23 protein-coding genes are annotated in these 26094 nt (G+C 67.5%); 8 read left to right on the top strand and 15 right to left on the bottom strand.

The genetic code is table 11. The features are described 5' to 3' along the window. Positions 1-98: 98 nt before the first annotated feature. Together C6570_RS08105 and C6570_RS08100 are read left to right on the top strand one after the other, a co-directional pair. A complete protein-coding gene (locus C6570_RS08105; RefSeq protein WP_106704587.1) occupies positions 99-1487 on the top strand; it encodes a helix-turn-helix domain-containing protein in 1389 nt (462 codons plus the stop codon). A 482-nt stretch (positions 1488-1969) separates the two neighbouring features. Continuing rightward, the gene (locus tag C6570_RS08100) at positions 1970-3793 is read left to right on the top strand and encodes a C13 family peptidase (protein ID WP_106702759.1); all 1824 of its coding nucleotides are present in this window, start codon (positions 1970-1972) and stop codon (positions 3791-3793) included. Positions 3794-3969: 176 nt separating this feature from the next. Here C6570_RS08100 and C6570_RS08095 read toward each other — a convergent pair whose 3' ends face one another. From C6570_RS08095 to C6570_RS08070, 6 genes are all read right to left on the bottom strand, one after another. Next, positions 3970-4764, bottom strand: coding sequence for an SIR2 family protein (locus tag C6570_RS08095; RefSeq protein WP_106702758.1), 795 nt, complete (start codon positions 4762-4764; stop codon positions 3970-3972). Then, positions 4761-5321, bottom strand: a complete 561-nt coding sequence (locus C6570_RS08090; protein WP_106702757.1) for a non-canonical purine NTP pyrophosphatase — start codon at positions 5319-5321, stop codon at positions 4761-4763. The genes C6570_RS08095 and C6570_RS08090 overlap by 4 nt, the downstream gene beginning before the upstream one ends. 320 nt (positions 5322-5641) lie before the next feature. Continuing rightward, positions 5642-6058 (bottom strand): group II truncated hemoglobin, encoded by a 417-nt coding sequence (locus C6570_RS08085; RefSeq protein WP_245896358.1) that lies wholly within the window; start codon positions 6056-6058, stop codon positions 5642-5644. A 72-nt stretch (positions 6059-6130) separates the two neighbouring features. Continuing rightward, positions 6131-7378: a patatin-like phospholipase family protein gene (locus C6570_RS08080; RefSeq protein WP_211297662.1), complete on the bottom strand. Its 1248-nt coding sequence runs from the start codon at positions 7376-7378 to the stop codon at positions 6131-6133. 244 nt (positions 7379-7622) lie between these two features. Further along, positions 7623-9722, bottom strand: coding sequence for a bifunctional 2',3'-cyclic-nucleotide 2'-phosphodiesterase/3'-nucleotidase (locus C6570_RS08075; protein ID WP_483870162.1), 2100 nt, complete (start codon positions 9720-9722; stop codon positions 7623-7625). A gap of 416 nt (positions 9723-10138) precedes the next feature. Beyond that, on the bottom strand, positions 10139-12745 hold the full coding sequence (locus C6570_RS08070) for an ABC transporter permease (protein ID WP_106702755.1): 2607 nt from the start codon (positions 12743-12745) through the stop codon (positions 10139-10141). 83 nt (positions 12746-12828) lie between these two features. Between C6570_RS08070 and C6570_RS08065 the strand changes: the two genes are divergently transcribed. Then, positions 12829-13731 carry a crotonase/enoyl-CoA hydratase family protein gene (locus tag C6570_RS08065; RefSeq protein WP_106704585.1) on the top strand — a complete coding sequence of 301 codons (903 nt, stop codon included), beginning with the start codon at positions 12829-12831 and terminating at the stop codon, positions 13729-13731. A 195-nt stretch (positions 13732-13926) separates the two neighbouring features. Next, positions 13927-15138 carry a 5-demethoxyubiquinol-8 5-hydroxylase UbiM gene (ubiM, locus tag C6570_RS08060; RefSeq protein WP_106702754.1) on the top strand — a complete coding sequence of 404 codons (1212 nt, stop codon included), beginning with the start codon at positions 13927-13929 and terminating at the stop codon, positions 15136-15138. A 76-nt stretch (positions 15139-15214) separates the two neighbouring features. Here the strand turns inward: ubiM and C6570_RS08055 are convergent, their stop codons facing one another. Beyond that, positions 15215-16072 (bottom strand): hypothetical protein, encoded by an 858-nt coding sequence (locus C6570_RS08055; protein WP_106702753.1) that lies wholly within the window; start codon positions 16070-16072, stop codon positions 15215-15217. A 178-nt stretch (positions 16073-16250) separates the two neighbouring features. Here C6570_RS08055 and C6570_RS08050 point away from each other — a divergent pair, with 178 nt between their 5' ends. The 3 genes from C6570_RS08050 to C6570_RS08040 all read left to right on the top strand — a co-directional run bounded on the left by C6570_RS08050 (position 16251) and on the right by C6570_RS08040 (position 18300). Continuing rightward, a complete protein-coding gene (locus tag C6570_RS08050; protein ID WP_164675510.1) occupies positions 16251-16679 on the top strand; it encodes a MerR family transcriptional regulator in 429 nt (142 codons plus the stop codon). Next, complete coding sequence (locus tag C6570_RS08045) at positions 16676-17128, top strand: PaaI family thioesterase (protein WP_106702751.1); 453 nt, start codon at positions 16676-16678, stop codon at positions 17126-17128. Before C6570_RS08050 ends, C6570_RS08045 begins: the two co-directional genes overlap by 4 nt. Positions 17129-17379: 251 nt before the next feature. Continuing rightward, entirely contained in the window at positions 17380-18300 is a 921-nt protein-coding gene (locus C6570_RS08040; RefSeq protein ID WP_106702750.1) for an amino acid ABC transporter substrate-binding protein, read from the top strand. A 34-nt stretch (positions 18301-18334) separates the two neighbouring features. On the opposite strand, the gene ureG is transcribed toward C6570_RS08040, so the two are convergent. From ureG to C6570_RS08000, 8 genes are all read right to left on the bottom strand, one after another. Next, positions 18335-18997: an urease accessory protein UreG gene (gene ureG / locus C6570_RS08035; protein WP_106702749.1), complete on the bottom strand. Its 663-nt coding sequence runs from the start codon at positions 18995-18997 to the stop codon at positions 18335-18337. Positions 18998-19041: 44 nt separating this feature from the next. Beyond that, on the bottom strand, positions 19042-19710 hold the full coding sequence (locus C6570_RS08030; protein ID WP_106704584.1) for an urease accessory protein UreF: 669 nt from the start codon (positions 19708-19710) through the stop codon (positions 19042-19044). 40 nt (positions 19711-19750) lie between these two features. Then, a complete protein-coding gene (gene ureE / locus C6570_RS08025; protein ID WP_106702748.1) occupies positions 19751-20335 on the bottom strand; it encodes an urease accessory protein UreE in 585 nt (194 codons plus the stop codon). 54 nt (positions 20336-20389) lie between these two features. Continuing rightward, positions 20390-20896, bottom strand: coding sequence for a GNAT family N-acetyltransferase (locus C6570_RS08020; RefSeq protein WP_106702747.1), 507 nt, complete (start codon positions 20894-20896; stop codon positions 20390-20392). Then, on the bottom strand, positions 20897-22642 hold the full coding sequence (ureC, locus tag C6570_RS08015) for an urease subunit alpha (RefSeq protein WP_106702746.1): 1746 nt from the start codon (positions 22640-22642) through the stop codon (positions 20897-20899). A 100-nt stretch (positions 22643-22742) separates the two neighbouring features. Beyond that, on the bottom strand, positions 22743-23048 hold the full coding sequence (locus C6570_RS08010; RefSeq protein WP_106702745.1) for an urease subunit beta: 306 nt from the start codon (positions 23046-23048) through the stop codon (positions 22743-22745). A 16-nt stretch (positions 23049-23064) separates the two neighbouring features. Further along, a complete protein-coding gene (locus tag C6570_RS08005) occupies positions 23065-23655 on the bottom strand; it encodes a HupE/UreJ family protein (protein WP_106702744.1) in 591 nt (196 codons plus the stop codon). Between the two features lie 56 nt (positions 23656-23711). Then, positions 23712-24014 carry an urease subunit gamma gene (locus C6570_RS08000; RefSeq protein WP_106702743.1) on the bottom strand — a complete coding sequence of 101 codons (303 nt, stop codon included), beginning with the start codon at positions 24012-24014 and terminating at the stop codon, positions 23712-23714. A gap of 747 nt (positions 24015-24761) precedes the next feature. Between C6570_RS08000 and urtA the strand changes: the two genes are divergently transcribed. After that, positions 24762-26030 carry an urea ABC transporter substrate-binding protein gene (gene urtA / locus C6570_RS07995; RefSeq protein ID WP_106702742.1) on the top strand — a complete coding sequence of 423 codons (1269 nt, stop codon included), beginning with the start codon at positions 24762-24764 and terminating at the stop codon, positions 26028-26030. The last annotated feature ends 64 nt before the right edge of the window (positions 26031-26094 follow it).

Below are 26094 nucleotides of genomic sequence, written 5' to 3'. Positions count from 1 at the left end.
GGGAATACCCCGGGGGCAATGTGTTCCATTCCGGAACACAGTCGGTGCCGCTTCAACGCTGCCGCCCCTTTGTTTCACGCCGCCTCATGAACCCGCGCATGCCTTTAGCCACGCGTCCCCTGCCCAACGCACCGCGCCAGCTGTTCCTGAACACCCCGACCGAGCGCGCCGCCACTGCGCGGCGCCAGTTCTTCGAGGAAGGCGTGCGCCCGTCGGGCCTGGTGAGCGAGGCGGTCATCCAGTCGTGGATGCGCTGCCACCGCATGCGGCTGGACACGCACCGGCTGGTCGCCTTCGACCCCGTCACGCCCAGCCGCCTGCACGCCACGCAAGAGCGCAGCCGCGGCCTGCTGCACGCCGCGCAGCGCGAGCTGGGCGCGCTGGAGCAAGCGCTGGCCAGCGCCAGCGTGCGCGTGCTGCTGACCGATGGCGACGGCGTGGCGCTGTACCTCAGCCCCGTGCCGCCCAGCGCGCCGCCGCTGCTGTCGCGCCACCTGGCGCAGGCCGGCTCGAACATTGGCGAACAGGCCTCGGGCACCACCGCGCCCGGCATCGTCGCCGCCACGGGGCAGGCCTGCACCGTCTCGGGCGCAGAACATTACTTTGACGACCTGCACATCCTCCAATGCGCGGCCGCGCCCATCCGCGACGTGGCCGGGCAGCTGGTGGGCGTGCTCAACCTCACGGCGCTGGCGCGGCCCTTTGACTTCGACGCGGGCGGCATGGTGGCGGTGCACGCCACCACCATTGAAAACGCCCTGCTGCAAGCGCAGTCGCACGAACACCTGGTGCTGTGCTTTCAGACCAGCCCCGAGCTGCTGCACACCCCGCTGCAAGGGCTGGCGGGCATTGCCGCCGACGGCACCGTGGCCTGGCTGAACGACGCCGGGGCGCGCCTGGTGGGCCGGCGCCCACTGGCAGACGGCCCGCGCGACGTGCAAACCCTGTTCGGGCACGACTTGGGCACGCTGCTGCACCTCAGCCGCCACGCCGCCCCGCAGTGCCTGCCCCTGGCCAACGGCCTGCGCGCCTGGGTGCAGGCCCGCCTGCGCGCGCCAGACGGCCTGGGCCCGCGCAGCGCCGCCAGCCACCATGCCGCGCCGCGCGCCCCGGCCGCGCCAACCGGGCTGGCCATCGCGACCCCACACGCCGCACCCGCCCCACCCACGGCGCCCACTGCACCCACGCCGCTGACCACCGCCAGCGCCCCCACCGCCCCCACGGCCGAACCACCGCCCAGCAACGCCACCGCGCCAGATCCGGCCAGCCCGCAACCTGGCGCGCCCCTGGCCGTGGCCGATGCAGCGCCTGCCCCCGGCGTCACGACGCTGCGCGAGCACAACCGCAAGCTGATCGAAGACACCCTGGCCGCCCACGGCGGCAACGTGTCGAAAGCCGCGCGCGCCCTGAACATCTCCCGCGGCACCCTGTACCGCCGCATGCGCGACTGGAACCTGCTCGCCGACGGCGCTGCTCCGCCAGCTTGACGCGCCTGTGCTGCGCAATGCCGCCCCATTCAGCAGGGCGTTCCAATCTGAATGAAAACAGGCGCCAGCGCCCGCTGGACAAGCGGTGGCAGCTTCGCTTTTCATAGCGAATTAAATGCCAACCCTTGGCGCGGGCGATTTCAAGGCAAATGGGCCTCTGGCGCAAGCCCCACCAGCGCTGGCAGCTTGTGTTTTCATAGCAAATCGGTCTGACCAACCAACCGGTTCGTGCACCGCCGCATCGCCGTACCGCACGGCTCGGACCTTGCAAGCCCCGGCCCAGCGCTGCGCTCCCCTGGCCTGCCCTCGCCTGCTCAACCGCACGTCCGCCGTGCTGCGCCCCGGCGCGCGCGCCACCCACCCTGCGGGCCTGTCGCCGGCCGCCAACGCGCCACCGCACTTCCCCCAGGCACCTCAGCTTCGCGCCCCGGCCAAGCCCTAAACTGCCTCGCCAACCCGCGCAATCAACAAGCAGCTTCGCCATGGTTTTCACGTCTCAGCCTCGCACCGCCCGCACCCCCAGCACCGACGGCCGCCGCCCGTACCGCCTCGCGCCGCTGGCCGCGCTATGGCTGCTGGCCCACGGCGCAGCGGGCGCAGCCGAGCCGCCCGTCGCCGTGAGCAGCACCGGCCCCGCCCCCACGGCGACTCAGCGCGCCGACTGCCCGCCGCCCCAGCATGCGCTGACGCTGGTCGACGGCGGCCGCTACTGCGGGCCGCTGCTGCGCGGCAAGCTGCACGGCCAGGGCCGCGTGCAGTGGGCGTCGGGCGACCGCTATGTAGGCCACTTTGCGGACGGCGCGATGAGTGGCCAGGGCGTACTGACCGGCCACGGCTTTGAGTACCACGGCCAGTTCAGTCAGGGCTACATGGATGGCCGGGGCCGCCTGACGCGCGGCGACGACTGGGTGTACGAAGGCCAACTGCGCCACGGCCTGATGCAAGGCCAGGGCAAGCTGACCTTGAGCGACTACGTGTACGAAGGCACCTTCCAAAAAGACGAGCTGACGGGCCCCGGCCGCATGACCGACCAGAACGGCAGCGTCATTGAAGGCACGTTCAAGGCCTTTCAACCCGTGGGCAGCGTCAAGATCAGCTGGCCCACGGGCGACCGGTTTGAAGGCCCGGTGGTGGCCAACACGCCCCATGGCCGCGGCGTGTGGACGCGCGCCGACAAGGCCGTGGTGCGCGGCCAATTTGACATGGGCGACACCACCGGCCCCGCCACCATCGAATACGCCAACGGCAGCCGCTACACCGGCCCCTTGCACTACCGCCAGGCGCAGGGCCAGGGCGAATTGAAAAACGCCGACGGCAGCACCTACTTGGGCAGCTTCAGCGCTGACCAGCCCGACGGCCCCGGCCAGCTGACCCGCCCCGACGGCAGCGTGCAAACCGGCTACTGGCGCGCGGGCCAATACCTGGGCACCACGGGCGACGGCACCCTGGCCGACACGCCCCAGCTGGCCGCCCACAACAACGAAGCCGCCCTTTACAACCAGACCGCCCTGCTGCAAGCGCAGTTCGACCAGCTGCTGCCCAGCAGCGGCCCCGCGCCGCAGATCTACGCCCTGTACGTGGCTGGCGACGGCCAGCAGGAAGTGTTTCGCCGCGAAGTGGCGTACGTGGACGAGCTGATGGCCAAGCGCTTTGGCACCCGCGGCCGTTCGGTCAGCCTGGTCAACAGCCGCAGCAGCGCCGAACGCCTGCCGCTGGCCACCACCCACAGCATCGAACAAGCCCTGCAAGCCCTGGCGCAGAAGATGAACCGCGAGCGCGACCTGCTCTTTGTCTTCCTGACCAGCCACGGATCGCGCACGCACGAGCTGTCACTCGACATGCCGCGCATGGCCCTGCCCGACCTGCCCGCCGCGCGGCTGGGCCAGCTGCTGAAAGCCACCGGCATCCGCAACCAGGTCGTCGTCGTCTCGGCCTGCTATGCCGGCGGCTTTGTGCCCGCGCTGCAGGGCGAGCGCACCTGGGTCATCACCGCCGCGCGGGCCGACCGCACCTCCTTCGGCTGCGCCGACGACAACGAATTCACCTACTTCGGCCGCGCCCTGTTCAAAGACGCCATGCCCCAGGCCGCCACCCTGAGCGACGCTTTCGAGCAAGCGCGCAAGCTGGTGGACGAATGGGAAACGCGCGATGAGGCCAAGGCGCGAGCTGAGGCGAAGGCTGCACCAACCGGCCCGCGCGGCGCAGGCGAAGAGGTGGCGCCGTTTCAGCGGTCGGAGCCAATGTCGGTGGTGGCGCCGGCCTTCAGGGCGGAGGTGGATGGGATTTTTGGCGGAGGAATGCGATAAGTACTGAAGCGAATAGTCGACAGTGAAGTTGCCTTCCGCCGAGCAGACGAACCCAATGCATAGCATCGGGCCTCAAGGTTACCGTCGATGCACGCAGTTGGTTGACCCATGTCATTTGCGGTCTGCGCCTTGGCGCCCCCTCTTGTCGTCGCCATTCCTGGCCCGGCGAGGCTTTCTCACCCCACTAGCTCTTGGAGGAAATCTGTCAACGCCTTCTTGGGATCATCCTCATCTGAAACGATCATCTCGATCCCCCAATGACTCAAGAGTTCCTCGGCAACGGGATTCGGTCGATTGGTAAAGACATACGATTTCGGTCTTGCAGATGCCAAGTTGGAGCGTCCCCACATTTCAGTCAGACGATAGAACATCAACCGAATATTGAGATCGTTGAGGCTATAGCCGACAAAGAGAACCGAGCTACCCAAGACATCATTGCGAAGCTTAATATCCAGCGGGGTATCGAAGCCTAGCCGTTCAAAATAACTCGTCTCATCTAGGACGATCGACGCGTCTGAGTCGAAGTCACCATGAAACTTAACAATTTGCCGACGTCCATCACTAGTGGAAACAAGATCGACAACGCTAGAAATTTTATCGTACTTGACACCAAAATGATCGTGAGCGTACTCCAGCCAACGATCGTAATTGGTTGTGTATATTTTTGAAAAATTCCCCCGGGTAATCAGCCGATGAATATCAGACGTTGAGATATCCGTAGATGACTTGTGCCATTCACGATCCATCCAACTCCGCAGCGAACCAAGACCACCTTTCTTTGTTCTGTAGAATGCCGCAAGAGCCAGATGAGTACCATACGTGGAAAAAATCTTCGGGTCGTAGCCAAGCTGTTCCGCAATATGCGCGATCAACTCCTCCCAACTGGGCAGGCCAAGATTGGCAGACACTCCTGCGCCCGCAAACAGAATCAACCTCCCGGTGCGATGCGCATCGAACAGATCTTCCTTCATTGCATGCCTTTCAAATTTTTAAGATGCGCCGCAAACAAATCCAATGCTTTGCGACGCATAGAGATACTGTCCTTAGCTGATCCCATCTCCGCAAACGTTTGATTGCCGCCATCTGGGACAAAAACGCAGTCCCACTGGAAGCCAGTAGGGCCCGCGGGGTCGCGTGGCACAGTCCCCTCGATTGCGCCTTCGAACAAGTGGATTTCGCGTCCGTCGCAGTACCCAAGGACCGTCTTTGCGGTGACCTTGTTGTCGCCAAGGCCGGCGACGAGGTCGACAAAGCGGTCTGCCTGGAGCTTGTCCCAGAAGATCTGTGTCAAGCCTGCTGGAAGTCCATTAAGGCCATTCAGATACAAACCCGTATGTTCAACGAACAACGGACGGCCGATCGCATCGAACGCTTTCGTGAGCTTGTCCCGAACCAACCTCTCGACGTCTTCGGTCTGCAATTCCTCGATTTTCTTCGACACTGGCACAACATTTACCCCAGCTGGGGTAAGAATCCGCTGCACTTCAGCGATCTTGTGCTCATTCCCCGACATAAATCGGATTTTCAATTTTTGATCTCCATGGGTGGACAACAGGTATTCAAACAGGAGTATTTAGAGTGCACTGCTATGTCCAGCGCATAGGAACTTTCCATCTCGGTTGACCTTGACGCGAGGGTAGCTTTTGGCTCCCCGCTGAGCATCTAAGATATTGATCGCTTATCGGTCATTCGCGTAAGCACACACTTTGTAAGCGTATTCGGCATCGCCGGAAACGCACGGGTCAAGCCCGAAAGACAGATCGCACACCATGTCAGGACTCAACGGTGAGCACCCCAGTGTTGGTGGCCGATCGTCCTATCGGTGCGTGGCAATGAAGCACCGCCCCCTCACACCCCCCGATTCCGCATCCAATCCGCCGTCTGGAAAAAGCTTTGCTCCAGGCGCTGGCGCAGCGCTTCGGGTACGGCGGTTTCTCGCATGGCCTGGGCCATGCAGGCGACCCATTGGTCGCGCTCGAGCACGCCGATGGAAAACGGCAGGTGGCGGGCGCGCAGGCGGGGGTGGCCGAAGCGCTCGATGTAGTGGTCGGGGCCGCCCAGCCAGCCGCACAGGAACCAGAAGAGTTTTTGCCGCGCGCTGTCCAGCGTGTTGCCGTGGGCGGCGCGCAGTTCGGCATAGCCGGGCTCCAGGTCCATCAGGTCGTAAAACCGTTCGACCAGGGCGTGCACGGCGGGCTCGCCGCCCAGCAGTTCAAAGGGCGTGACAGCGGTGGCCGTTTCTTCGCCCAGTTCTTTATCAGTCAAATCGCCCTCCAGCGCCAGAAGAATAAGCGCGAGCAGCTATCGGTTTGATAGCTCGGCGCCACCCGGCTGATTTTAGGCGGCGGGGCCTGTGGGCTTGTCAGCGGCGGGGGCACTGGCGTCTTGGGCGCTGGCGGCGGCGCTGGCGGATTGGTCGGCTGCGTCGGTTGGGTCGGCCTTCTCGGCGCTGCGGGCGGGCGCGGGCGCGGTTTCTGCGGTGGCCTTGGCGGCTGGGGCGGCTGAGGGAGCGGGTGTGTCTGGCGCGTCGGCCGCGTCGTCGTCTGGCGCGTCTTCGGGCTGCTCAAAGTCCAGCTTGAGCGGGTCGCCGTAGTCGCGGTGCAGGTCGATGGAGGTGCGCTGGCCCACGGCTTCAAAGCTTTTGCGCAACCAGCGCGTGGCGCTTTCCTGGCCCAGGGCGAACAGCTGCTCCAGCGTGGCGGGCTTGGGCTCGAGCTTGCTGGCGGCGGGCATGGCGGCCAGGGCTTTGCCGCCGTCGATGCGGTGCATGTGAATGGGCTTGAGGCCGGGGCGCACTATGCCGCTGGCCACCATGTCGTTGACCAGCGCGATGGTGCGCATCTGGGCGATCAGGCTGGCGTTGAAGGTCAGGTCGTTCACGCGGTCGGTGATTTCGGCGGTGGTGGTGGGCCGCGCGGTGCGGCGCAGGGGGTTGATCTGCACCAGCAGGATGTCCTGGCTGCCGTCGGATTCGACCAGCGGACCCAGCGGTGGGTTGCTGGCGTAGCCGCCGTCCCAATACAGCTTGCCGTTGATTTCTGGCGCCTGGAACAGCTGCGGCAGGCAGGCCGACGCCATGACGGCCTGCGCGGTGACGCGCTTGCCGCTGAAGATGGCGGCGCGGCCGGTTTCGACGTCGGTAGCGGCGATGAAAAGGCGCGGGGCCTTTAGGCGGGCGATGCGGTCGAAGTCGATGGAATCGGTGATCAGCTCGCGCAGGGGGTTGTAGTCGAGCGGGTTGGTCTGGTAGGGCGACATGCGGCTGAAGGCGTTGGGCAAGGCGCCCATCACCAGCCGCGCCATGCGCGAGGCGCTGCCGCTCAACGCGCCCATGTCCATCACTTTGCGCCACACGTGGGCCAGCGCCACGCGGGCGCCTTCGGCGGGGTCGGTGCCTTCGTCCAGCGCCTTGGCCCAGCCGTGCGCCAGCGCCACGGCGTTGACGGCGCCTGCGCTGGTGCCGCTGATGGCGTCAAAGTGCAGGCGGCCGTCGGCCAGCAGCGTGTCCAGCACGCCCCAGGTGAAGGCGCCGTGGGCGCCGCCCCCTTGCAGGGCGAGATGAAGGGTTTTGACGGTATCGGTCATGCCTGCCAGTTAAGCACATCCGCGCCAAAGCACTAAGTACAAACCCGGCATTTGGCGCGCGATCTGCAGAGTGCAGACTCTAATTTGCACCGCAGAAGTGCAGGCTGTGACGGCATGTTTACAGCCGCAACCCGGCGCGGCGGCTGTACATCGTTTCAGCTGGGCTGGGCCGCTTCCCCCGGCGGGCGCCAAGCAGCAGGTGCTGCTTACCCCGCGCGCTACCCCGGCACGCGGGCGGCTGGGCTTACTTGCCCAGGTCGACGCGGTAGATGGCGTAGGTGCCAGTGCCGCCGTTCACGCCGGTGTCGTCGGCGCGGTCCACGCTGATGTTGGTCAGCCCTGCGTCTTGCGCCACGTTCAGCGCGTCCTTGGCGGACTTGAACAGCACCTTGCCCGCCGTGGGGGTTTTGGCGAAGCGCCAGCTGCTGGTGCTGCCGTTGCTGGCGCGGGTGACGGTCTTTTGCGCCTTGACGTAGTTCAGCACCACTTCGCGGTTGGCGTCGGGCGACGCCCAGACGATGTCAAAAGCCTTGCCCGTGCCCAGGATGTAGGGCGCGCTGCTGTTGGCGCGGTAGTTGTTGGTGGCCACGATGAACTGCTGGGCCGCGTCGATCGGCTGGCCTTTGTAGGTCAGGTTCTGGATGCGCTCTTCGCCCGCCACGGGCTTGTTGACGTTGGACTTCGGCTTGGTCACGTCGATTTCGTAGCGGATGTCGGGCGAGGTGAACACGTCGAAGTTGTAGCCAGGGAAGGCCGCGCCCGGCTGCACGCCGGTCTTGCTGTCGTTCAGCAGCCATTGGTCGGTGGTCTTGGCCGGGTCGATCTGATTGAAGCGGTTGGCCGCGTTTTCCAGCCACAGCTTGATCTGCGCACCGCTCACTTTCACCGCGTTGATGGTGTTGTTGTCGTACAGGTACAGGTCGGCCGCGGCGGCCACCGTCAGCGTGCCCTGGGCAACGTCGGTGAAGTCGGTCGGGCCCGAAAAGCCGGCCTTGAAGGGCGCGGTGACCGACAGCACCGGCAAATCGGCGTACTGCGGCAGGTTGGCCTGCACGTACTTGGCCACGTGCGCCTGCTGCGCCTGATTGACCAGCTGCAGCGCGCCCACGTTGCCGACTTCGGCAAACATCGAATTCATGCGGAAGTCGCTGGTGCCGATGGGCGAAGCAACGTACGTGCGGGTCTTGTCGTGCAGGGTTTGCACGGCGGCGATGACGGTCTGGTCGCTGCCCACGTACTGCGCGGGGTTGGTGCCCGTTTGCGTGGTGCGCACCTGCACGTCGGTCTTGGTGGTGTCCACCGACCATTTCTTGGTGCCCGCGTCCCACTTCAGCGCGTAGTTGATGACGCCCAGCGCCTTGCCCCAGGAGCTGGCCATCACCGCAGGCACGCCGTTGACGGTGCCCTTGGCGTTGTCGGCACCGGCGAACTTGTAGGACGGGTTGGCGCCGCGGTCGGGGAAGGTGTTGTGCTCGTGCCCCATCACGATGCCGTCGATGCCCGGCACATCCTTGGTGATGTAGTAGCCCGGGTTCTCCATGTTGGCGTTGTAGCCCGCAGCGGTCATGCCGCCGTGCAGCAGCACGAAGACCAGGTCGGCCCCCTTGGCGCGCACTTCGGGCACGTACTTGGCCACGGTGTCGCGGCCGTCTTGCGTGCTGATCTTGCCGTCCAGCTTGTCCTTGTCCCAGTTCAGGATGCCCGGCGTGGTCACGCCGATCACGCCGATCTTGATGGGCAGGGTGACGGCCTTGCCATCGGCCTGCGTGGCCGTCAGCTGGCGATCGAGGATGACGTACGGGTCGATCAGCGGCTTGCCTGTCTTCAGGCTGGTGACATTGGCGGTGACGATGGGAAAGCCCGGCCCCGTGGCCTTGCTGCCGATCGTGGGGTCGACCCCGGCCACGTCCAGCCCGCCGCCCAGCACCTGGCTGAGGTACGGCAGGCCAAAGTTGAATTCGTGGTTGCCCAACACGCCCGCGTCGTACTTCAGCGAGGCCATGGCCTTGTACATCGTCAGCTGCTGCGTGGGCGGGATGGGGGCCACCTGGGCCTCGTACGTGCCCAGCACCGTGCCCTGGATGGTGTCACCGTTGTCCACCAACAGCGTGTTGGCAAAGTCCTTGCGCGCCTGGTGGATCAGCGTAGCGGTGCGCTCCAGCCCAACGGTGGGGTCTTCCTTGTCCGAGTAGTAGTTGTAGCTGCGCACGTAGTAGTGCAGATCGGTGGTCTCCAGCAAGGCCAGCTGTGCGGTGGCGCTTTGCGCGGTGGGCGCGGTGTCGTCGTCGCTGCCGCCGCACGCGGCCAGGCTGGCGGAGCAGGCTGGCCAGAACAAGGCGGGCAGGAAAGGTGGCTTGCAGGGTGGTCGGCTGGGACATGAAGAGATCGCCTGTCGGTGGTGTCAACCGGGCGATGCTGGGGCGGGTTTGTGACAGGGCGTTGAATGCCGCTGTAACAGGCGGGTGCCGTGGGGTTTCTGGGCGGTGGGGCGCCACATCGGCCGATGGGGCCGGACCCGGCGCATCGGCGCGGCCGGTGCGCCGCCGCGGCCGCCCCGCCAACTCTTTTCGCGAAGCCGCTAGGCCGCTCTGCGCCAAGCGCGCAGCTCACTCGCAGGCGCGCGGGCCGAACCCCCGCGTGCGGCCGTCGTATCGCGACCTGCGCCGCTGCAGTGAGGGCTGCCGCTGGGCTATTTCAAACCAAAAAGCCCTCCAGCGCCCTACCCACCATCGCCAGCAGCTAGTCTATTGATAGCAACTGCTATTCCGCCGCTTGCCGCAGGGTTTCGACCACGGGGCGGCGCAGCACCTCCCGCAGGCCCCACCAGCCCGCCAGCAGCGCCAGCAAAGCGCCCACCAAACTGCCCGCCAGCGGCACCCACGGCGAGGCACGCCATTCAAAGTCGAACGCATAGCGCGCCATGGCCCAACCCACGGCCACAGCCACCACGCTGGCCAGAAACCCCGCCAGCAGCCCCACCCCGGCCAATTCCGCCCGCTGCACCTTGCGCAGCAAATCGCTGCTGGCACCCACGGCGCGCATGATGGCGAATTCGCGCGCGCGCTCTTCCCGCGTGGCGCTGACGGCGGCAAACAGCACGATCAACCCCGCCGCCAGGGTGAAGCCAAACAGGAATTCCACCGCACGGATCACCTGGTCCAGCACGCGCTGCACCTGCGCGATCGTGGCGCTCATGTCCACGTTGGTGATATTAGGAAAGTCGCGCACCAGCGCGTTGTCGAAACCAGCGCTGCCGGTGCCGGGCCGTCCCAAACCGGCAGCAGCCCCCTCGGGGGGCAGCGCACCTTGCGAAGCAGGGGAGCGTGGGGGCCATACCTCTGGTGCACGGTAGGCCGCGATGTAGGTGACCGGCAAATCCGGCATCTCAGCCTGCGGAAACATGACGAAGAAGTTGACGTGCATCGACGCCCAGTCCACCTTGCGCAGCGAGGTGATGCGCCCTTCCTGCGGGATGCCGCCCACGTCAAAGTGCAGCGTGTCGCCCAGCTTCAGCCCCAGCGTGTTGGCCAGGCCCTCTTCTACGCTGACGGCGTTGGCTTCGCCGGGCGTCCAGCGGCCTGCCACGATCTCGTTGTGCGCGGGCGCCTCGGCCGCGTTGGAAAGGTTGAATTCGCGGTCCACCAGGCGCTTGGCGCGGTCTTCGGCGTAGTCGTCCGGGTTCACGTTGCGGCCGTTCACCGCGGTCAGGCGGCCACGGAACATGGGGTACCAGTCCAGCCGGGCGACGCCCGCGTCCTTCAGCGCCTGGCGGAAGGCCTCGCCCTGGTCGGGCATGACGTTGATGACGAAGCGGTTGGGCGCGTCGGCCGGGGTGGCGGCGCGCCAGCTGCTGATCAGGTCGGTGCGCAGCAGCACCAGCAGCACCAGCGCCAGCAGCCCCACGGCCAGGCTGGTGACCTGCACCACCGCGTACGCCGGGCGCGCCGAGATCTGCCGCGTGGCCAGTACCAGCCAGCGCGGCGCGCTGGTTTCGTTCACCACGCGGCGCAGCAGCTTCACGCCCACCCACGCCAACACGGCGAACACGGCCACCGCGCCCGCAAAGCCGCCCACGGCGATCAGCCCCAGTTTCAGATCAGAACTGACGGCCAGCAGCAGCCCGGCAAAGCCCGCCACGCCCAGGCCCAGCACCAGCAGCGATGCGGCCTTCAGCCCGCCCACGTCGCGGCGGATGACCCGCAGCGGCGGCACCTGCGCCAGCTGCAGCACGGGCGGCAGTCCAAAGGCGACCAGCAGCGTCAGGCCAATGCCCAGGCCGAACAGCACCGGCCACCCGGTGGCAGCGGGCAAGGTCGATTCCACCAAGCCGGCCAGCAGCCAGACGAAAAGGTAGTGCACGGCGAAGCCGATGGCCACGCCCAGCAGGCTGGCCGCCAGGCCAATCAACAAAAACTCCACCGTGTACGCGCCTGCAATGCGCCGCTGCGGCAGGCCCAGCACGCGCAGCATGGCGCAGTCGTCCAGGTGCCGGGCGGCAAAGCCGCGCGCGGCCAGCGCCACCGCCACGGCAGACAGCAGCGCAGCCAGCAAGGCGACCAGGTTGAGGAATTTCTCGGCCCGGTCCAGTGTCTGGCGCATCTCGGGGCGGCCGCTTTCCAGCGATTCCAGGCGCACGCCGTGCACGTCCGGCTTTTTCAGCTCGGCATCGGCCCAGGTTTGAAACTGGCGCACACGGTCTGGCGCACCCGCCACGGCCAGGCGCCAGGTGATGCGGCTGGCCGGTTGCACCAGGCCGGTGGCGGGCAGATCGGCCTCGCCAATCATCACGCGCGGCGCAAAGTTCAGAAAGCCCGAGCCTCTGTCGGGCTCTTGCGCGATCCACTGCGTGAGCTGAAAGCTGGCGTCGCCCAGCAGCAGCGTGTCGCCCAGCTTCAGGCCCAGCGCTTCTGAAATTGCAGCATCCGCCCAAGCCTGGCCGCGCGCTGGCAGGCCTTGCACGGGTGCGCCAGTCAAATCGGCCGGGTCTTGCGTCAGCCGCACCTGCCCGCGCAGCGGGTAGCCCTCGCCCACGGCTTTCAGCGCCACCAGGCGCGTGGCCCCGCCTTGCGCATCGGGGGCGCGGCCCATGGTCGGGAAGCTCAGCGTCAACGCGGTCTGCAGGCCCAGTGTCCGGGCGCGCTCGGCCCAGATGGGGGCAGGCGCGTTGTCGCTGACGATGACCGCGTCGCCGCCCAGCAGCTGGCCTGCGTCGCGCTTCAGGCCGCCTTGCAGCCGGTCAGAGAAAAACCCCACCGCCGTCAGCGCGGCCACGGCCAGGGTGACGGCCACCATCAGCAGGCGCAGCTCGCCCGACCGCATGTCCCGCCACAGGTTGCGCCAGCCCAGCGCCCATACAGATTGGTTCATGCCCGCACTGTACGCAATGCGACACCCCCTCGCGCGGCGCCAGGCCTAGGATGGCCCGCGCGCCCACCGCGAAGGAGACCACCGTGCCCAGCTTCAGCACCCTGCGGATCGACAAAGACCCCGCCCAGCCGCGCGTGGCGCGCCTGCTGCTCAACCGGCCCGAGCGGCTGAACGCCATCACCGACGAGATGCCCGGCGAGATCCGCGCAGCGGTCGACTGGGCCGTGGCCGACGATGAGGTGCACGTGATCGTGGTGGAAGGCGCGGGCAAGGGCTTTTGCGGCGGCTACGACCTGGCCGCCACCGCCGAGCAGCACATCGAGCACCCTTGCCAGCAAGAAGCCACACCTTGGGACCCGATGCTGGACTACCGCACCATGAAGGGCTTCACCGAAGATTTCATGAGCCTGTGGCGCTGCCCCAAGCCCACCATTGCCAAAGTGCATGGCGCGGCCGTGGCCGGCGGCAGCGACATCGCCCTGTGCTGCGACCTGCTGGTGATGGCCGAGGACGCGCGCATCGGCTACATGCCCACGCGCGTGTGGGGCTGTCCCACCACCGCGATGTGGACCTACCGCCTGGGCCCGCTGCGCGCCAAGCAGCTGATGTTCACCGGCGACCTGATCAGCGGCCGCACCGCCGCCGACTGGGGCCTGGCCAACCAGGCCGTGCCCGCCGCCGAGCTGGAAGCCGCCACGATGGCGCTGGCCCAGCGCATCGCCGGCGTGCCGCGCGGCCACTTGCAGATGCACAAGATGGTGGTCAACCAGGTGATGCTGACGATGGGGCTGGAGCAATCGCAAACGCTGGCCACGCTGTTCGACGGCATCACGCGCCACAACCCCGAAGGCCTGTGGTTTCGCCGGTATGCGCAAGAAAACGGCTTCAAGGCCGCCGTGCAGTGGCGCGACAGCGGCCAGCCCATCCCCGAGGGCGCCGAGACGCAGGCCTGGCTGCGCGCGCACGATGCCTGGCGCACCGAATAGCGCCTGACGCAGCGCCCAACCGGCGCCCACATTGGGCACCTAACGAGGCCCTGGCGCCCGACCACACTGCGCCAGCAGCTATTATTTTGCAAGCAGATTGCGGCGCGTTGCGCACGGCCAGCACGGCGCACGCCGCAGGCCCCTCGTTGATTGGGGTCAACGCCCGCCGCCCCGCGCCGCGCTACCCTGCGGCCCATGCCCTACGACGTCTTGATCAGCGGTGCAGGCCCGGCCGGCCTGTGCCTGGCCAGCGCCTTGTCTGGCCGCGGCCTTTCCATCGCCCTGGTGGAGCAGCAGCCGCTGCCCGCCTTGGCCGAGCCCGCTTTCGACGGGCGCGAGATCGCCCTCACCCAGGCTTCGGCGGCCACGCTGCAGCGCCTGGGCCTGTGGGACCGCATCCGCGCCGCAGAACCGAACGCGCTGGCGCCGCTGCGCGACGCGAAGGTGCTGAACGGCGCGTCGCCCTTTGCGCTGGTCATCGGCCACGGGCTGACGCAGCGCAGCGAGCTGGGCTGGCTGGTGTCCAACCACCTGATCCGCCGCGCTGCGTGGGAAGGCGTGCAGGACTGCATCGCGCGCCACCACGACATCGAGGTGCTGGCCGGCGACGGCGTGGCGCACCTGCAGCCGCAGGCCGAGCAGATGCACGTCACCCTGGCCAGCGGCGCCCGCCACGGCGCGCGCCTGCTGGTGGCTGCCGACAGCCGGTTTTCGGCCACGCGCCGCGCAATGGGCATTGGCGCCACCCAGCACGACTTTGGCCGCAGCATGCTGGTCTGCCAGATGACGCACGCGCAGCCGCACGAGCATGTGGCGTGGGAATGGTTTGGCCACGGCCAAACGCTGGCGCTGCTGCCGATGAACGACGACCCCGCCACCGGCATGCCGCGCGCGTCGGTCGTGCTGACGCTGCCGCACCAGCAGATCGAGCCGCTGCTGGCCATGCCAGACGATGCCTTCGGCGCCGAGATCACGCACCGCTTCGACGGGCGCCTGGGCGCGATGCTGCCCGCCAGCACCCGCCACGCCTACCCGCTGGTCGGCGTGTACCCGCGCCGCCTCGTCGCTCAGCGCTTCGCTTGCGTGGGCGACGCGGCCGTAGGCATGCACCCGGTGACGGCGCACGGCTTCAACTTCGGGCTGCTGGGCATTGAAACGCTGAGCGCCGAGCTGCTGGCCGCGCACGCCGCCCGCCGCGACGTGGGCGCGCCGGGGCCGCTGGCGCGCTACGAACGGCGCCACCGCCTGGCCACGCGCCCGCTGTACGAAGCCACGCGGCTGATCGCCACGCTGTACACCGCCGAGGCGCCGCCGCTGCGGCTGTTGCGCGGCGCGCTGCTGCGCGTGGCAGACCGCGCCACGCCGTTCAAGCGGGCGATTGCCGCATCGCTGGCGGGCCAGCACTGACGCGGCTCACCTAAGGGGCATTTGCTATTTATATTGCAGCTGTCAGCGCAGGTACAGCGGGCGCTGGCGCCTGTTTTTAGTCCACATCGCGCAAGGCGCCCTGCGCGTCCTCGTCTTCCAGCGGGGGCAGCGGCGTGGCGCGCGCCAGGGCCATCCACGTGGCGAATGGCAGCCGCTCCAGCGCGCGGCGCGGCGCCGGGCGCTGGATGGTGCAGCCGTCGGCGCTCACCAGCATCACGCCGCATTCGGGCGGCACGTCGTCCGCGCTGCCGATGGCGCGGCCCCGCGCGTCGGTGCCCAGCACGTACCAGCAGGCGCCACCCATGGCCAGGTAGGCGGCGCGCTTTTGCGGGCGCTTCAGGTCGGCCAGCAGGTCGGCGCGGCTGACCTTGATCTCATGCACCACGGGATCCAGGTACGCCTCGACGCTGGTGTGGCGCACCGAAAACACATCCGGGCAGGCCACGTGCCAGCGTGATGGCGCCGCGCTGGTGGCGGTACCGGGTGCGTCGCTTGCTAGCCATTCCATAGCTGCCTGCGCTGGTTGAGCCTGCGCCAGGGCATGATTGGGGTCTGAACCTGGCAGACCCGAGATCGGCACGCGCAAGCTCAGCCCGCGCCACGCGATGCGGCCTGCGCGCTGCAAATCCTGCGCCACACGGCGCACCAGCGCTTCGTGCGCCGACAGCGCGGCGCGGTTTCGCGCGGCGGCCGCGCTGAGGGCGGCCAGGCCCGCGTCGGTCACGCGCAGGGTTTCGCCACCGTGGGCGGCGGGCACGCGCTGCAGCAGCGCGGCGGCCAGCAGATCAGCCTCCAGCACGTCCTGGCAGGGCCAACCGGCAGATCGGTACATCTGGCGCAGGCGCTGAAGGTGGCGGCGCGTCAGCGAGGGGGCGCCCACGTGAAGGGGCGACAAAGCCGGGGACTCAGGCATGGGCGAATTGTGCGGCGGGTGTGGTCAAAGCGTGCGGGTAAGACGTGCGGCTAAGGCGTGTTTAGGGCGCACTGGCGGATCACCTCGCCCTCCGCCGGAGCAACCACCGGCGTGTGCCCGCCCGCACGGGTCGCCTGGTTGACCTTCGTGCAGCACGAACTTGGGCAACATGCGGGGCATGCTGATCTCTGAATTGGCCGAACGCTGCGGCACCACGGTGCACGCGCTGCGCCACTACGAAAAGTGCGGCCTGCTGCAGCCCGCGCGGCGCGCCAACGGCTGGCGCGACTACCCCGCTTCGCTGCAGCGCGAGGTGGTGTTCATCACCATGTCGCGCGCCATCGGCTTTTCGCTGCGCGAGATTGGCGAGTGGCTGCCCGCCTACCGCAGCCGCCGCCTGACGCTGGCGCAGCTGGACGAGATCATGGTGCAGCGCATCGCCGACATCGACGCGCGACTGGCCGAGCTGGCGCGCCAGCGCCAGGCGGTGGTGGACCACCGCGCCTGGATACGCCAGCAACAGCAGCGCCTGGCCCGCCCCGCCAAGCCGGGCGGCAGCAAGCCCTGGCCGCGCACCCCTCACCAACGCAAGAAAGGCACACCATGACACCCCAGCCCGACCCTGCCCCTGCCGCCGCCGACCAGCTGCAGGCCATCCAACGCGGGGTGCTGGCCATGCCGGTCGCGCGCACCTTGCAGCTGGCGTTTCGCCACATGGCCGAGGGCGAGGTGGAGGTGGAAATTCCCATCGCGCCCGAGCTGACCTTCCGCCCCGGTCAATTGCAGGCCACCGCCATCTTCGCGGTGGCCGACTTCGCCGCCGTATCGGCCGCCGCCACGCTGCTGCCGCTGGGCGCCAGCAACGCCACGATCGACACCACACTGAAAATCGTCGCCCCGGCCGTCGGCACGCACCTGCGCGGCAAAGGCCGCGTGATCAGCCACGCCAAGCTGCTCAGCGTGTGCGCCGCCGACGTGATGGCGGTGGACGAACACGGCGCGGAAACGCTGTGCGCCACGCTGCTGGCCACGGCGCGCAACATCTTGCCGCGCTAAGGATTGGCCGCCGGTTCGCCGGCTGGGGGCGGCACCCTGGCAACGCAGCGCCTTGCCGCACGTCGCTCTTCCATGCTGGCACCGAGGCGTGCCCAACGGCGCACTGCTTGGCTCGTCCAAGCCAAGGCCCATGGCAGGCACACGGGACTATTTCGCGGCTATTCGCGTCGCACCCGTGATGGCCACACCGCCACCCGGTACGCGCATCCGCTGCGGCATACTGGCCTGGGGCATTCCCAAGGAGACAAAACATGACAAGCCATTCACGCCCATCCCGCTGGCGCCTTGCGGCCATCGCACTGGCCTTCGGCGCAGCCGCCGTCGCGCCCACCGCGCACGCGCAGGCCACCGGCGGCACGCTGGAGAAGATCCGCAGCAGCGGCAAAGCCGTGATCGGCGTGCGCGAAGCCTCGCCGCCCATGGCCTATGCGCTGGGCGCGCACGAGAAATTCACCGGCTACCACGTCGAGCTGTGCGAACGCATCCTTCGCAAGCTGGCGCCGCAGGCCAAGCTGGAGTACTTCGCCATGACGCCGCAAAACACCATGCCGCTGGTGCAGAACGGCACGGTGGACATTGGCTGCGGCCCCGCCACCAACACGCTGGTGCGCCAGCAGCAGGTGGCCTTTGCCGTCACCACCTACATCAGCCAGGTGCGCATGGCGGTGCGGGCCGATTCGGGCATCACCGACTGGAAGCAGCTGGACGGCAAAAGCGTGGCCGCCACCACCGGCACCACCGCCGTGCAGCTGCTGCGCAAGCTGGAGCGCGAGCAGAACGTCAAGATCAACGTGGCGCAGCAGAAGGACAACCTGGAAAGCCTGCTCGCCGTGGAAACCGGGCGCGCATCTGCCTTTGTTTTGGACGACAACCTGCTGGCGGGCATCGTCGCCAACTCACGCGACCCGAAGCTGTACAAGCTGGTGGGCACGTCGCTGCAATCCGAGCCGATTGCCATCCTGTTTCGCAAGGACGACCCGGCTTTCAAGCAGGCGGTGGACGGCGAGCTGAAGGCGATGATGGCCTCGGGCGAGATGGCCAGGCACTACGACAAATGGTTCATGCAGCCCATCCCGCCGCGCAACACCAGCCTGAACCTGCCGATGAGCGACGCGCTCAAGGCGCTGTTTGCCAACCCGAACGACGAGCCGCTGGAAAGCTACAACAAATAGAGCAGCCAGCGCAGGCTGGACGGGCGCTGGCGGCCTAAACGGCGGTCAGCATGCCTTTCTGCTCGATGAAGCGCACCACCTCGTCCAGGCCCGCCTGCGTCTTGAGGTTGGTCATCACGAAGGGCTTCACGCCCTGCGCGCCGGCGCGCATGCGTTCGGTGTCGCTTTTCATCACGTCCAGGTTGGCGCCCACATGCGGCGCCAGGTCGGTCTTGTTGATGACGAACAGGTCGCTCTTGGTGATGCCGGGGCCGCCTTTGCGGGGGATCTTCTCGCCCGCCGCCACGTCGATCACGTAGATCGTCAGGTCGGACAGCTCGGGGCTGAAGGTGGCGGCCAGGTTGTCGCCACCGCTTTCCACGAACACGATGTCGGCGTTGGGAAAGTCGCCCAGCATGCGGTCGATGGCCTCCAGGTTGATCGAGGCGTCTTCGCGGATCGCCGTGTGCGGGCAGCCGCCCGTTTCCACGCCCATGATGCGCTCGGCCGGCAGGGCGCCGCTCACGGTCAGCAGGCGCTGGTCTTCCTTGGTGTAGATGTCGTTGGTGATGGCGATCAGGTCCCACTTGTCGCGCATGGCCTTGCACAGCATTTCCAGCAAGGTGGTCTTGCCCGAGCCGACAGGCCCGCCAATGCCCACGCGCAAAGGGGGCAGTTTCTTGGTGCGGTTGGGAACGTGGTGCAGTGCGGTGGTCATGGCGGTGTCCTGAAAAATGGTGGGGCGGTGGCCGGCGTGCGCGGCTAGCTGCGAAACAGGCGCGAATACTGCGTTTCGTGCCGCGCCGAAAGAATGGCCAGCAGCGGTGAAAAGGCCTGGCGGGTGTCGTCGGTGCGGGCCAGCGCGTCTTGCACGGCCGCCGGAATGTCTTGCGCCAGCCTGGCCAGCATGCGCTGCCCGGCGCTTTGGCCCAGCGGCACGGCTTTGACGGCGGCGGCGGTCATGTTTTCGGCCCAGCCGAAGGCGAAAGCCAGGCAGCCATCGGCCACGCTGGCGCCGCTGCGCGCGGCGGCAAAGGCGAACGCCACCGGGTAGGTGGCGGGCACACCGTCAAAGCAGGTGGCGGCGTCGGCGTGGTGCAGCTTGAGCCATTCGACGAAGGACCGGCCCATCTGCTCGGTCTGCAGCAAAAATTCGGCCGATTCGCGCGTGGTGAACACCCAGGCGTTCAGGGCGCGCACGCGGGGCATGTCCATCGCGCGCCAGGCGCGGGTGGCCTCGGCCACCACGGCCAGATCGCCCGGCGCCAGGCTCAGGTGCAGCTGGCCGATCAGCCAGTCGCTGGCGGTGGCTTCGTCCTGCACGCCCGCCCATTCGATGGCCGCCTCCAGCCCTTCGGAATACGAGAAGCCCCCCACCGGCAAGGCGGGCGAGGCCAGCCAGATCAGCTGCAGCAGGCTGTGCGGCGGCATGGCGGCCTCGGGGGTGGGCGCATCGGGCCGCAGCCGGGCCTCAGTGCTCGTGCCCATGGTCGTGGTGGGCGTGGCCGTGATCATGGTCGTGGGCGTGTTCGTGATGGCCGCCATGGTCATGGTGGTGGCCGTGCCCATGGTGATGGTGGCTGTGCCCGTCGTTGGTGACGTGCCCGCCGTAGGCCCCGCCCTCGGGTTCGAAAGGCGCCTGCAGCTCGGTCACCGTGAGGTGCATGGCGCGCAGCATGTCGGCCAGCACGTGGTCGGGTTCGATCTGCAGGTATTCGGGCGTCAGCTCGATGGGCACGTGGCGGTTGCCCAGGTGGTAGGCGGCGCGCGTCAGGTCGAAAGGCGAGCCGTGCTGGCCACAAGGCGTGATGCGCAGCACCGTTTGCGGCGCCGCCAGCACGCGCACCAGCGAACCGTCTTCGGCCACCAGCACGTCGCCGCCGCGCACGGCGGTGCCGCGCGGCAGAAACACGGCCAGCGCGCGGCCCTGGCTGTCGGTGGCGGAAAAGCGGCTTTTCTGGCGGGCATCCCAATCCAGCTCGATGGTGGGCGCGCGCTGCGTGAGCACGCGGGCCAGGCCGCGGCCCTGGGGCATGACTTTGTTGGCGATCAGCATGGGTGGAAGTATTGCGGAACTTGCGCGGGGCACGCGCACGGATGCTGCATGCGCCTACAAGGCGCGGGTCATGAAGCAGCTGTGGGGATCGGGCTGGTAACTGCCGAAGTGCGCGCAAGGCATGAAGCCGTGCCGGGCGTACAGCGCACGGGCGGAGGCAAAGAATTCCTCGCTGCCGGTCTCCAGGCTCAAGCGCGTGTGGCCCGCCGCACGCGCCTGGTCCATCACGTAGACCAGCATCTGCGCCGCCACGCCCTGGCCTCGCCAGACGGCGGCGGTGCGCATGGATTTGAGTTCGGCGTGCGCTGCGTCCAGGCGCTTGAGCGCTGCGGTGCCGACCAGCGCTGGGCCATCGGCGCCTTGGGCCGAATCAGCGGGTTCCGCCGCCCCCGCCCAGGCCGTCCAGAAGCGGATGTCTGGCGCGCGCAGGGCCGCTAAGTCCAGCGCGTGCACACTTTCGGGCGGAGACACGCGCCGCATGTCGGCCAGGTGCTCCTCTAAAAACGTGGCGATGCACGGGTCGCTCAGGTCGTCCAGGCGGATGTACAGGGCAGCGGCCATTCAGAACAGGAAGTAGCGCTGCGCCAGCGGCAGGCTGCGCGCGGGCTCGCAGGTCAGCAGCTGGCCGTCGGCGCGCACGGCGTAGGTCTGGTGGTCGATCTCCATGCGCGGCGTCAGCCCGTTGAGCACCATGTGCTGCTTGCGCACGCCACGGATGTGGCGCGCCGCGCTCACCGTCTTGGCCAGGCCATAGCGCTGGGGCAGGCCCGCGTCGACCGCCGCCTGCGACATGAACGTCAGCGAGCTTTTGGCCAGCGAGCCACCGAAGGCGCCGAACATCGGCCGGTAGTGCACCGGCTGCGGCGTGGGGATGCTGGCGTTCGGGTCGCCCATGGCGGCCATGGCGATGCTGCCGCCCTTGAGGATGCAGAAGGGCTTCACACCGAAGAAAGCCGGCTTCCAGATCACGATGTCGGCCCACTTGCCGACTTCCAGGCTGCCCACGTCGTGGCTGATGCCGTGGGCGATGGCCGGGTTGATCGTGTACTTGGCCACGTAGCGCTTGGCGCGGAAGTTGTCATTGCGCTGCTGCGATTCGGCGCCCGCACTGCGCCCTGCGTCGGGCGCCAGCCAGCCGCGCTGCGCCTTCATCTTGCTGGCCGTCTGCCAGGTGCGGATGACCACCTCGCCCACGCGGCCCATGGCCTGCGAATCGCTGCTCATCATGCTGATGGTGCCCAGGTCGTGCAGCACGTCTTCGGCGGCAATGGTTTCCTTGCGGATGCGGCTTTCGGCAAAGGCCAGGTCTTCGGCGATGGCGGCATCGAGGTGGTGGCACACCATCAGCATGTCGACGTGCTCGTCCAGCGTGTTGACGGTGTAGGGCATGGTGGGGTTGGTGGAGCTGGGCAAAAAATTCGCCTCGCCCACCACGCGCAGGATGTCGGGCGCGTGCCCGCCGCCCGCGCCTTCGGTGTGGAAAGCGCACAGGCTGCGGCCCTTGGTGGCCGCGATGGTGTCTTCCACAAAGCCCGATTCGTTCAGCGTGTCGGAATGGATGGCCACCTGCACGTCCAGCTCTTCGGCCACACTCAGGCACTGGTCGATGGCCGACGGCGTGGTGCCCCAGTCTTCGTGCAGCTTCAGCCCGATCACGCCCGCGTGCACCTGCTCGCGCAGCGCCTCGGGCCGGCTGGCGTTGCCCTTGCCCAGGAAACCCAGGTTCATCGGAAAGGCGTCGGCCGCCTGCAGCATGCGTTCGATGTGCCACGGCCCCGGCGTGCAGGTGGTGGCAAAGGTGCCGGTGGCCGGGCCGGTGCCGCCGCCCAGCATGGTGGTCACGCCGCTGGCCAGCGCCTCGTCGATCTGCTGCGGGCAGATGAAGTGGATGTGGCTGTCGATGCCGCCGGCGGTGACGATGTTGCCCTCGCAGCTGATGATCTCGGTGCCGGGGCCGATGACGATGTCCACGCCCGGCTGCGTGTCGGGATTGCCCGCCTTGCCGATGGCGGCGATGCGGCCGTCCTTCAGGCCGATGTCGGCCTTAACGATGCCCCAGTGGTCCAGGATCAGCGCGTTGGTCAGCACCGTATCGACGGCGCCGTCCGCCCGCGTGCGCTGGCTTTGCGCCATGCCGTCGCGGATGGTCTTGCCGCCGCCGAACTTCACTTCTTCACCGTAGCCGCCCGCGCGCAAGGTGTAGTCGTCTTCCACCTCGATCAGCAGGTCGGTGTCGGCTAGGCGCACGCGGTCGCCCACCGTGGGGCCAAAGATTTCAGCGTAGGCGCGCTTGTTGAGGGTTGCCATGGCGCGTTCGTTCTTTCAGACAGTTTGCTATTCAAGCAGTAGCTGCCAGCGCTGGTTGGGCAAGCGCTTCAGCCACTTTTCAATCAAATCGACCAGCCGGTCAGAGTGCGCCCTGCACCTGGCCGCGAAAGCCGTAGACCACGCGCTCGCCCGCGTAGGGCACCAGCTCTACGGTGCGCTGCTGGCCGGGCTCAAACCGCACGGCCAAGCCCGAGCCGATGTTCAAGCGCATGCCGCGCGCGGCCTCGCGGTCGAAAGCCAGCGCGGCGTTGGTCTCGGAAAAGTGATAGTGCGAGCCCACCTGGATGGGCCGGTCGCCCGTGTTGCGCACCACCAGCGTCAGCACCGGGCGGCCGGGGTTCAGGGTGTGTTCACCCTCGTCGATCAGGTATTCACCAGGTATCACTGCGTGCCCCTTTGCTTCACATCGCCATGCGCAGCAGCAGCATCGAGCCCAGCGCCGCCACCGCCGCACCGGCCACGGCGCTGATCCAGCGCGCGCGACGCAGGGCCGCCTCACCCAGGCCCATGCCCACCAAGTGCAGCACCGCCGTACCGATCACCATGCCCAGAAGGGCCGCAGCGGCGCCTGGGCCGGCCAACTCACTGCCGTGGGCCGCGCCGTGGAAGAAGGCGAAGGCGCCCACCAGCAGCGCGCCGCCCCACACCGGCAAGCGCGCGCGGGCGGCCGTCAGCAAGCCGATCACCAGCAGTGACGCAGCGATCATCGGCTCGACCCCCGGCACGGCCAGGCCCGCCTGGGCGGCCAGCGCGCCCGCCAGCAGCAGCGCGACGAAGGCCAGCGGCGCGGCCCAGCGCGGGCGCAGCACCAGCGCGCTCCACATGCCCACGGCCAACATGGCGGCCAGGTGGTCGGGGCCGGTCAACGGGTGAAGCAGGCCGCTGGCAAACCCGGTGTGCACATGGTCGGCCAACGCGCCGGGGTGCGCGAAGGCGGCCAGTGGCGCAGTGGCGGCTAAGCCGGCCAGAAGGAGTTTTGCTTTGTTTTTCATAGCTGTTGGCGCTGGTGGGATGGGCGCTGGAGGCCTATAAGTCTTGAAAAATAGATCTACACGATGGGCTGGTGCACGGTGACCAGCTTGGTGCCATCGGGGAAGGTGGCTTCCACCTGGATGTCGGGAATCATCTCGGGCACGCCGTCCATCACGTCGGCGCGTGTCAGCACTTCGCGCCCGGCGCTCATCAGCTCGGCCACCGTGCGGCCGTCGCGCGCACCTTCCATCACGGCGGCGCTGATCAGCGCTACGGCTTCCGGGTAGTTCAGGCGCAGCCCGCGTGCCTTGCGGCGCTCGGCCAGCAGCGCGGCGGTGAATAGAAGTAGCTTGTCTTTTTCGCGGGGAGTCAGTTCCATATCGCTTCGCTCTTTCAGCCCGCGCGGCCAGAGGGCCGAACGCGGGGAGTCAGTTCCATATCGCTTCGCTCTTTCAGCCCGCGCGGCCAGAGGGCCGAACGCGGGGAGTCAGTTCCATATCGCTTCGCTCTTTCAGCCCGCGCGGCCAGAGGGCCGAACGCGGGGAGTCAATTCCATATCGCTTTGCTCTTTCAGCCCGCGCGGCCAGAGGGCCGAACGCGGGGAGTCAGTTCCATATCGCTTCGCTCTTTCAGCCCGCGCGGCCAGAGGGCCGAAAGCAGGGGTAAGTTCCATGGTCGGATTGTGCGATGCAACTTGCGGGCCAGCCCTGTTCCGTGCGGCGCGGGGCGAGGCGCTGCGCGCCAATGCGGTGCAGGTCACCAAATCAGTGCGGCAGCACTGCCTTGGCGCCGGCTTGACAGCGCCGCGCCCCGTTGCAGTGCGCGATAGCCAGGCGTCACACGTCCCGCCCCGCGACGGTGCCCCGCGCGCCAAGTGGCTGACGCGGCCAGCGCGCGCATCGCGTTGGCACAGAGAACGCAGCACGGGCCATGCAACGCGCGACGCACCCAACTTCGGTGCGCGCCCCTGCCGGTGTGGGGCGCACCGTCTCGAAGCGCACTGAAACACCGCCCCCCGCTGCCCGGCGGGGCGCAGAGCCCCGGATGGGTGCTGGCACGCGCTTTGCGTAAGGGTGCTCACGGACCGTCTTCGCGGCCGCCCATCCCTTTCACCGGAGTGAACCCAATGAACCGTCGCCATCACATCAAGACTTTGACCGCCGCCATGGCGCTGGGCCTGGGCTTTGCCAGCGCCCACGCGGCCGACACCATCAAGGTCGGCATCCTGCATTCGCTGTCGGGCACCATGGCCATTTCCGAGACCGCCCTCAAGGACATGGCCTTGATGACGATCGACGAGATCAACAAAAAAGGCGGCGTAATGGGCAAGAAGCTGGAGCCGGTGGTGGTTGACCCGGCTTCCAACTGGCCGCTGTTCGCTGAAAAGACCAAGCAGCTGCTGGGCCAGGACAAAGTGGCGGTGATCTTCGGCTGCTGGACCAGCGTGTCGCGCAAGTCGGTGCTGCCCGTGGTTGAAGAGATGAACGGCCTGCTGTTCTACCCCGTGCAGTACGAGGGTGAAGAGCTGTCCAAAAACGTGTTCTACACCGGCGCCGCGCCCAACCAGCAGGCCATTCCCGCCGTGGAATACCTGATGAGCAAGGACGGCGGCAGTGCCAAGCGCTTCGTGCTGCTGGGCACCGACTACGTGTACCCGCGCACCACCAACAAGATCCTGCGCTCCTTCCTGCACAGCAAGGGCATCAAGGACGCGGACATCATGGAAACCTACACGCCGTTCGGCCACAGCGACTACCAGACCATCGTGGCGGACATCAAGAAGTTCAGCCAGGGTGGCAAGACGGCGGTGATCTCCACCATCAACGGCGATTCCAACGTGCCCTTCTATAAAGAGCTGGGCAACGCCGGCCTGAAAGCCAAGGACGTGCCGGTCATGGCCTTCAGCGTGGGCGAAGAAGAGCTGCGCGGCGTGGACACCAAGCCGCTGGTCGGCCACCTGGCCGCGTGGAACTACTTCATGAGCGTGAAGAACCCCACCAACGCCGCGTGGATCAAGGAGTGGAGCGCCTACGCCAAGGACAAGAAGCTGCCCGGCCAATCCACCAAGCCTTTGACCAACGACCCGATGGAAGCCACCTACATCGGCATCCACATGTGGAAGCAAGCGGTTGAAAAAGCCAAGAGCACCGACACCGACAAGGTGATCGCCGCCATGGCCGGCCAGACCTTCGCCGCACCGGACGGCTTCACCGTCAAGATGGACGAGAAGAACCACCACCTTCACAAACCGGTGCTGGTGGGCGAGATCCGCGCCGACGGCCAGTTCAACGTGGTGTGGAAGACCAAGGGCCCCGTCAAGGCCCAGCCCTGGAGCCCGTTCATCGAAGGCAACGACAAGAAGAAGGACGAGCCGAACGGCAAGTCCGCCCAGTAAGGGCGCAGGCCGCCCACCGCAACGCAGCGCCGCCGACTGCGTTGCGGCCCGGGGCGGACCGTGC

The sequence above is a fragment of the Ottowia oryzae genome (assembly GCF_003008535.1).
In the GTDB taxonomy this organism is placed as follows: domain Bacteria; phylum Pseudomonadota; class Gammaproteobacteria; order Burkholderiales; family Burkholderiaceae_C; genus Ottowia; species Ottowia oryzae.
Note: the sequence above shows the minus strand (reverse complement) of the source record. Positions and strands in the feature narration are given on the sequence as shown.

Coding starts and splice junctions, on each gene's coding strand:
- C6570_RS08080 (WP_211297662.1), bottom strand. CDS start 7,378: ATGACCGATACCGTCAAAACCCTTCATCTCGCCCTGCAAGGGGGCGGC.
- C6570_RS08070 (WP_106702755.1), bottom strand. CDS start 12,745: ATGAACCAATCTGTATGGGCGCTGGGCTGGCGCAACCTGTGGCGGGAC.
- C6570_RS08095 (WP_106702758.1), bottom strand. CDS start 4,764: ATGAAGGAAGATCTGTTCGATGCGCATCGCACCGGGAGGTTGATTCTG.
- C6570_RS08030 (WP_106704584.1), bottom strand. CDS start 19,710: ATGCCGCCGCACAGCCTGCTGCAGCTGATCTGGCTGGCCTCGCCCGCC.
- ureG (WP_106702749.1), bottom strand. CDS start 18,997: ATGACCACCGCACTGCACCACGTTCCCAACCGCACCAAGAAACTGCCC.
- C6570_RS08005 (WP_106702744.1), bottom strand. CDS start 23,655: ATGAAAAACAAAGCAAAACTCCTTCTGGCCGGCTTAGCCGCCACTGCG.
- C6570_RS08050 (WP_164675510.1), top strand. CDS start 16,251: ATGCTGATCTCTGAATTGGCCGAACGCTGCGGCACCACGGTGCACGCG.
- C6570_RS08105 (WP_106704587.1), top strand. CDS start 99: ATGCCTTTAGCCACGCGTCCCCTGCCCAACGCACCGCGCCAGCTGTTC.
- C6570_RS08000 (WP_106702743.1), bottom strand. CDS start 24,014: ATGGAACTGACTCCCCGCGAAAAAGACAAGCTACTTCTATTCACCGCC.
- ureC (WP_106702746.1), bottom strand. CDS start 22,642: ATGGCAACCCTCAACAAGCGCGCCTACGCTGAAATCTTTGGCCCCACG.
- C6570_RS08020 (WP_106702747.1), bottom strand. CDS start 20,896: ATGGCCGCTGCCCTGTACATCCGCCTGGACGACCTGAGCGACCCGTGC.
- C6570_RS08100 (WP_106702759.1), top strand. CDS start 1,970: ATGGTTTTCACGTCTCAGCCTCGCACCGCCCGCACCCCCAGCACCGAC.
- urtA (WP_106702742.1), top strand. CDS start 24,762: ATGAACCGTCGCCATCACATCAAGACTTTGACCGCCGCCATGGCGCTG.
- C6570_RS08055 (WP_106702753.1), bottom strand. CDS start 16,072: ATGCCTGAGTCCCCGGCTTTGTCGCCCCTTCACGTGGGCGCCCCCTCG.
- ubiM (WP_106702754.1), top strand. CDS start 13,927: ATGCCCTACGACGTCTTGATCAGCGGTGCAGGCCCGGCCGGCCTGTGC.
- C6570_RS08040 (WP_106702750.1), top strand. CDS start 17,380: ATGACAAGCCATTCACGCCCATCCCGCTGGCGCCTTGCGGCCATCGCA.
- ureE (WP_106702748.1), bottom strand. CDS start 20,335: ATGCTGATCGCCAACAAAGTCATGCCCCAGGGCCGCGGCCTGGCCCGC.
- C6570_RS08045 (WP_106702751.1), top strand. CDS start 16,676: ATGACACCCCAGCCCGACCCTGCCCCTGCCGCCGCCGACCAGCTGCAG.